6 protein-coding genes are annotated in these 6,835 nt (G+C 61.2%); 4 read left to right on the plus strand and 2 right to left on the minus strand.

From position 1 onward, the window contains the following. On the plus strand, window positions 1-226 hold a 226-nt coding region (locus VF436_RS01910; RefSeq protein ID WP_330902283.1), incomplete at its 5' end, for a DUF3471 domain-containing protein. Between the two features lie 174 nt (window positions 227-400). On the opposite strand, the gene VF436_RS01915 is transcribed toward VF436_RS01910, so the two are convergent. Continuing rightward, window positions 401-829 carry a VOC family protein gene (locus tag VF436_RS01915; protein ID WP_330902284.1) on the minus strand — a complete coding sequence of 143 codons (429 nt, stop codon included), beginning with the start codon at window positions 827-829 and terminating at the stop codon, window positions 401-403. A gap of 18 nt (window positions 830-847) precedes the next feature. Further along, window positions 848-3,304, minus strand: a complete 2,457-nt coding sequence (locus VF436_RS01920) for a DUF3772 domain-containing protein (protein WP_330902285.1) — start codon at window positions 3,302-3,304, stop codon at window positions 848-850. A gap of 99 nt (window positions 3,305-3,403) precedes the next feature. Between VF436_RS01920 and nfi the strand changes: the two genes are divergently transcribed. From nfi to VF436_RS01935, 3 genes are all read left to right on the plus strand, one after another. Beyond that, a complete protein-coding gene (gene nfi, locus VF436_RS01925) occupies window positions 3,404-4,072 on the plus strand; it encodes a deoxyribonuclease V (RefSeq protein WP_330902286.1) in 669 nt (222 codons plus the stop codon). A 66-nt stretch (window positions 4,073-4,138) separates the two neighbouring features. Beyond that, complete coding sequence (locus tag VF436_RS01930; RefSeq protein WP_330902288.1) at window positions 4,139-5,980, plus strand: ABC transporter ATP-binding protein; 1,842 nt, start codon at window positions 4,139-4,141, stop codon at window positions 5,978-5,980. 88 nt (window positions 5,981-6,068) lie between these two features. Next, complete coding sequence (locus VF436_RS01935) at window positions 6,069-6,587, plus strand: DUF6496 domain-containing protein (protein WP_330902287.1); 519 nt, start codon at window positions 6,069-6,071, stop codon at window positions 6,585-6,587. Window positions 6,588-6,835 lie beyond the last annotated feature (248 nt).

Raw genomic sequence — 6,835 nt, forward strand, 5'->3', positions numbered from 1 at the left:
GCGCTTTACCAAAACAGCGCAACTGGAAGGCAGCATGACGCCATGGCAACACGACAGCTTCGTCGTGCGATGGGATGATCGCTCACTCAACGCCGATGCCTTTGTGACCTACTCGCTTGATGCCGACGGCAAGATTCGTGATGTGCGCATGGAGCCCATCTCGCCTTTGACGGATTTCAGCTTCGACTTTCAGGATTTGAAACTGGAGCCAGTCAAGAAAGGTTGATACCGGTGTTGGAAGTGCCGTATCACCCGCCGCGCGCGTTGTAGGAGCGACTCCAGTCGCGAAGCAAGTCGCGACGTGGTCGCGGCTTGGCGGTTCTTGGAGCCCCCATCGGCGACTGAGTCGCCGATGGCATCGCGAATGAATTCGCTCCTGCGGCGGCCGTGAAGAGCGACTTCACTCATCACCATCGCCGCCAGCCCATGGGTCATAGCTGCCGAACCACCACAGGTGGCCTTCAGGGTCACTGCATCCATAGCCTGCGCCGCCGTATTCCTTCTCGGCGTATTCGTCGATGATGATCGCGCCGGCGGCCTTGGCGCGTTCGTAATGAGCCTTGCAGTCGGCCACGATCACGCAAGCGCATTGTGTTTCGCGTCCGCCGATGTCACTCGGTTGCGCGAAACGTTTGCCAAAAGCGTCATCGTGTATTTCGCCCAGCATGATCATGCCGTTGCCGTAAGTCAGCTGGGCATGCACGATATGTCCGTTTTCTTCGTATACCGCATGTTTCTCGAAGCCGAATGCCTTGCATAGCCAATCGATCATGCTGCGCGCGTCGCGATAGCGCATGCCGGGAATGATTGTGCTGCCGCTGCTACTCATACGTCTGCTCCCATGTCGTCAACCAGGCTTTGTATCGCCTGCATTGCTGCCTTCGGCATCGTCGCTACCGACCACCGGTGAGATTTCACTACGCGCCACCGTCTGCCTGACGGTGTGGATTACCATGTCCTGCGGGCTGCTCAAGGGCATGTTGGCCTCGCGCAGCTTTTCCAGCAGTTCGAACAGGATGTCGCTCTTGACGCCGCTGGCCTCACGCGGGCTCTTGACGTAACCCACGCAGGAAAATGTCATGGTGCCGGCATCCAGGTTGTCCAGCGTCACCGATGGGGCTGGCGTTTCCAGCGTGGATGGATGCGCATTGAACACCTCCAGGATGATCTTGCGGGCACGGCTGGCATCGGTGCTCAGCGGCATCGACAATTGCAGGTATACGCGTCCCTGGGCGTGTCCCCAGGTCACGTTACGCACGTTCTGGCTGATGAATTGCGAATTGGGCACGATCATTGTCGAACGGTCCGACATCTGGATTTCCGTGGCACGCACGTTGATTCGACGAATATCGCCTTCCACGCCGCTCCCCAGACTGACCCAGTCGCCTACCTTGACGGGGCGTTCGGCCAACAGGATCAGGCCGGAAATGAAATTCTGCACGATTGCCTGCAAGCCGAAGCCGATGCCGACCGACAAGGCGCTGGCGACCCAGGCGATGCTTTGCAGGTTCACCTGCAAGGCGGCCAGGGCGATCAGGAAGACCAGGATGCCGCCCACGTAACCGAGCAAGGTGACGATGGAGTTCTGCATGCCAAGTTCGAGGGAGGTTCTTGGCAGTAACTGATTGCTCAGCCACTGTTTGATCGCCCGCACCACCAGCATGCCGAAGAACACCACCAGTGCTGCATTGAACAGGTCGCCTGGCGCAAAACTCAATGAACCGACGCCTTTCTCGCCGGCAAAGAAATGCATGACCTGGTTGATCAGTTCCGTGGGGCCGGCGCCATAGCGCAGGAACACCAGTGAGAGCGCCAGCAACATCAGCAGGGCGCGGCCCGCACCGGAGATAATGGTAGCGGTCTGTTCCAGGCGTTCGGCCGGCAGGCCGAAGGTTTCCTGTACGCGCTGCCCGACGCGTTCGGTTGGCGAAAGCAGGGTTTCGGCCAGATCGTGCAGCAGATGCGAATACAAATAAAACGAAATGATGATCACGCTCGTCCAGACCATCTGGCGAGCAACCACCCAGGACAGGGCAAAGAAACCGGTCAGCACCGCCAGCCAGCAGAGGATCACGCCCGAAAACGCGGCGAAGACCAGGATGCCTACCCAGATGGGACGACGCGCAGGGGTTTCACCCGCCGCGAGCATGACTCGGCGTGCTTGTCCCAATCGCAACAGCACGGCGGCTATCAGTGTGCTGATGATCAGTGACAGCGTGCCATTGGTCACCATGATCGTGGTGAGGCCGGCGCCAATGTCCTTGTTGATCTGATCGACCGTGCCCATGATGAAGACGGCAACGGCCATCAGCCAGGGGAAGGGGCGCAGATGCGTGGCGGTATCGTCCGAAAGTGTTGGCATGCGCCAGGATGGACGCCGCACGCTCAGGAGGGCTCGTCCAAGGCCGGAGACATAGGCGCAAAAGCACACCAGTCGCACCATCGAATGCAGCAGGCTGTCCAGGTTTTCGTCGAGCAGTTTGTTCCAGTTGAGCGACAGATACGCCAGGTATGCAGCCATACCCATGCATAGCGCGGTAATCATGGCGATCAGGGTGGCCAGGCCGCTACGGCGCAGATGCCCCTTGGGCATGAAGCGGGCCGACAGGTGCACTGTTACGCGTTCGATAAACCGCCGGGCCACCAGCAAGACGATGGCAGCGGTCAGGCAGAGCAGGAATGGCAGGCGATTGGGTTTTTCCCAGGCTTGGCCGATTGCCGAGCCAATATCGCCGGTGAGCTGGCGCAGCTCTTCAAGATCGCGTGGAAGGTCGTGGCCCAGGGTTTGCCAAAAACTGCCTGTCAGCGGTGATGCGGTGCGCTGCGACAACTGGGCCTCGAAAGTCTTGCGCTGCAGATCGGCGATGCTGCCAAGCGCCTGCAAACTGTCGAGTCCTACGGTCGTGGCCTGCTTGACCTGTCCGTCGACGTCAGCCTTGGCCTTGGTCAGCTCCTTGCGTTGGCTGGCGATCTCCGGGGCTTCCGGGGGCGCGCCCTTGGCCGGCGGTGCGCCCAGGACGTCGAGCTTGGCCTGCAAGCTGGCGCTTTGCGGCTTGAGCGTGTCCATCAGGGCATTGGCTTGTTGCTGGATGCCTTGCACCTTGTTGCGCAAGCCGACCAAATCCGCGTCATCTGGAGGCGTCTTGGCCTTGAGGGCGTCCTGGATCTGATCGAGCTGGTCGAGCAGTTGGTCAGCCGACGGTGGTGCCGCGGTGCTCGAAGAGGCTGGCGCATCCTGCGCAAAGGAGAGGGCGCTGGTGGCGGCCAGCGAGAGGATGAGCAGAAGTCTGGGCAATAGGCGCATGGCGCGGATGATCCGGGGGCGCATGGGCACGGTCAATCGTCACGGGCGATATATGTCGTTGCTGTACGATTCGGCGTTCAGCCTCTGGCATTGTTCACGATGACAATATCCTCTCTCTCCTGGCCCGCATGGGATGGCGATGTGGCGCGGGCGCGGGCCATGCAGACGCAATTGGCCACTCAAGTAACGCTTGAGGACGACTTCCCCGCGTTGCGGCTGATCGCCGGGGTGGACGTGGGATTGGAAGCCGAAGGCGCCATTACGCGGGCAGCCGCCGTGCTGCTGGATGCCTCCAGCCTGCATCCGGTTGCCGATGTGGTGGCGCGTATGCCCACGCGTATGCCGTACATTCCCGGTTTGCTGTCGTTTCGTGAATTGCCGGCCGTGCTCGATGCGCTGGCGCGGCTGCCCCAGGTTCCTGACCTGGTCTTTGTGGACGGGCAAGGTGTTGCCCATCCTCGGGGGCTGGGTATTGCCGCGCACCTGGGGGTGGTGACTGGCTTGCCGACGATCGGCGTGGCCAAGAACATCCTGGTAGGCACCCACGGGCCGCTCGGCGAAAAGCGGGGCGAACACACGCCGCTGCTCTATCGCGGGCATGTGATTGGGACGGTATTGCGTAGCAAGGACAGAGTGCGGCCGCTGATTGTGTCGCCGGGTCATCGTGTCAGCCAGGCGAGTGCGCCAGAGCTGGTCCTGCGTTGCTGCCTGCGCCACCGGTTGCCCGAGCCGACCCGTTGGGCAGACAAACTGGCCTCGCGCCGTTGAGCCGTTGATTTCCCTCACGCGACACGACCGCGCACAATAGCCTTTCCCTGCTAAAGGCAAACCATGATGTTCCGCTGGTTCGAATCCCTGATCGACGCCTTCAAAGAGCCGATCGACAGCATGCCGCCGAAGTCCGTCTGGCGCTTCTACGTGTTCTATTTGCGCCAGGTATGGCCGATATTCGCCGCCACGATCGTCGTGGGCCTGGGCGTGGCGTTGGTGGAAGTATCGCTGTTCGGTTTCATCGGCAGCATCGTGGACATGGCGCGTGGCACGCCGGGCAGCGCATTCTTCCAGCAACACGGGCATCAGTTGCTATGGATGGCCTTCGTGGCGTTGATCGCCCGCCCGGTATTGCTGGGCTTGCATGACCTGCTGGTCAACCAGGCGATCCTGCCGAACCTGACCGGGCGTATCCGCTGGCAGAATCATCGCTACGTCATTCGACAGAGCCTGAGTTTCTTCCAGAATGACTATGCCGGCCGCATCGCCAATCGCATCATGCAGACGGGGGCGTCCCTGCGTGAATCGGCGGTACAGATCGTCGATGCCATCTGGTATGTGGCTATCTATACAGGTAGCGCCCTGGTGATGTTCGCGCAAGCGGATGTATGGCTGGCGGTGCCGCTGTTGCTTTGGCTTTTCGCTTATATCGGTACATTGGCGTATTTCGTGCCGCGCACCAAGGAGCGCTCCTGGCGCCAGTCCGAGGCCCGCTCGAAGCTGATGGGGCGGATTGTCGATGGCTACAGCAATATTCTTACCCTGAAGTTGTTTTCGCACACCGAGCGCGAGGAAAACTACGTCGCCGACGCGATGCGCGAGCAGATCGTCAAACTGCGCAGCATGACGCGGCTGACGACGGCGATGGACAGCACCATCACGACGCTCAATGGTTTCCTGATCGTGGGTACGTCAGCGCTGGCGATCTGGCTGTGGAGCGAAAGCCGTGTCACGGTCGGCGCCATCGCCCTCTCCACCGGCCTGGTCATTCGCATCAACAACATGTCCGGCTGGATCATGTGGGTGGTCAACGGCATCTTTGAAAATGTAGGCACCGTGCAGGACGGCTTGGAAACCATCTCGCAACCGCGCACCGTGCAGGATCATGCCGATGCCGTGCCGTTGCAGGTATCCGAAGGCGGCGTGGATTTCCAGAACATCCATTTTCATTACGGCAAGGCCGGTGGCGTGATGGCCGGGCTGGACCTGCATGTGCGACCTGGCGAAAAGATAGGCCTGGTCGGGCCGTCCGGCGCGGGCAAATCCACGCTCGTGAACGTGTTGCTTCGTCTTTATGACCTTGAGTCTGGACGAATCTTGGTCGATGGCCAGGATATCGCTGGCGTGACCCAGCAGAGCCTGCGCTCGCAGATCGGCGTGGTCACACAAGATACGGCGTTGTTGCATCGCTCGATCCGGGACAACCTGCTTTATGGCCGCCCGAATGCCAGCCAGGAACAGATCGCCGATGCGGTGCGCAAGGCGCGTGCGGACGAGTTCATTCCGCAGTTGATCGATGGTGAAGGCCGTAGCGGGTACGAGGCTCATGTGGGCGAGCGTGGCGTCAAGCTCAGTGGCGGGCAGCGGCAACGCATCGCCATTGCTCGCGTGTTGCTCAAGGACGCTCCGATCCTGATTCTCGACGAAGCGACCTCTGCACTCGACTCCGAATCGGAGGCGGCGATCCAGGAGAGCCTGGATACGCTCATGCGCGGCAAGACCGTGATCGCCATTGCCCACAGGCTTTCGACGATTGCACGTATGGACCGTCTGGTCGTGATGGACAGGGGGCTCATCGTCGAAAGTGGCACGCATGCCGAGCTGATCGGGCAGGGCGGCTTATATGCGCGCTTGTGGGCGCACCAGACCGGGGGCTTTGTCGCCGCCGAGGATAGCGACGCCTGAAAACGATAGAGCATTGAGTATTTTTTGCCCGGTGCTTCACGCCATCGGGTGCACCCTGACACCTCATCCGATAGCGCGGAGAGTGGTCATGCCTGACAAGAAGACCTTGCAACGTGCCCGTGCCGACAAGCGCGCGGGCAAGGCGCCCAGCACCCAGGCCGGGGAGTTCGTGCGCGAGGAAATCGATCATATTCGTGAAGGTAAACACGGCGCCCGTTCGGCCAAGCAGGCTATCGCTATTGGTTTGTCCAAAGCCCGCCGTGCGGGAGTGAACATACCGGCCAAGGGTGCCTCTGCGAAGAAAGCGGCCACCAAGAAGACCTCGGCACGCAAACGCCCGGCTGCCAAGAAAGCGACTACGCGCAAGAAGTCATCTGAGACCACAGCGACGCGCAAGCGGGCTGCCACCAAGGCGCTCAAGCGCGAAGGCCGCAGCAGCGCCAGCAAGACGGCACTCTCACGGCAATCACGTGCGGCAGCTGGCAAGCGAACCGCAGCCAGTCGCTCGGCAGCTGCAAAAAAAGCCGCCCGCACCAAGGGCGCGCGCGGTCGCGCTACGGCCGCCCGCAAGGCCGCCCGCACCCGTCGCGCCGCCTCTTCGTCGTAGGAGTGACTTCAGTCGGGAAGCAATCTGCGATTCGGTCGCAGATGAGGTGTTAAAACCTCCAAGTCGCGGAACATCCAAGCCGCGATCCACGTCACGCCTTGCACCGCGGAAGAATTCGTCTGCGCAGAGCACATACCGCCCACGCAGGGCTGGCGAGCTCAACGAATCGTCGTCATACCTCCCATGCCGCTGCGCACGACCGCGTAATGGGTGAGGCAACCGGCTGGTTGCCTCACCCGCTCTGGGTC

This window comes from Dyella sp. (assembly GCF_036384435.1).
In the GTDB taxonomy this organism is placed as follows: Bacteria; Pseudomonadota; Gammaproteobacteria; order Xanthomonadales; family Rhodanobacteraceae; genus GSA-30.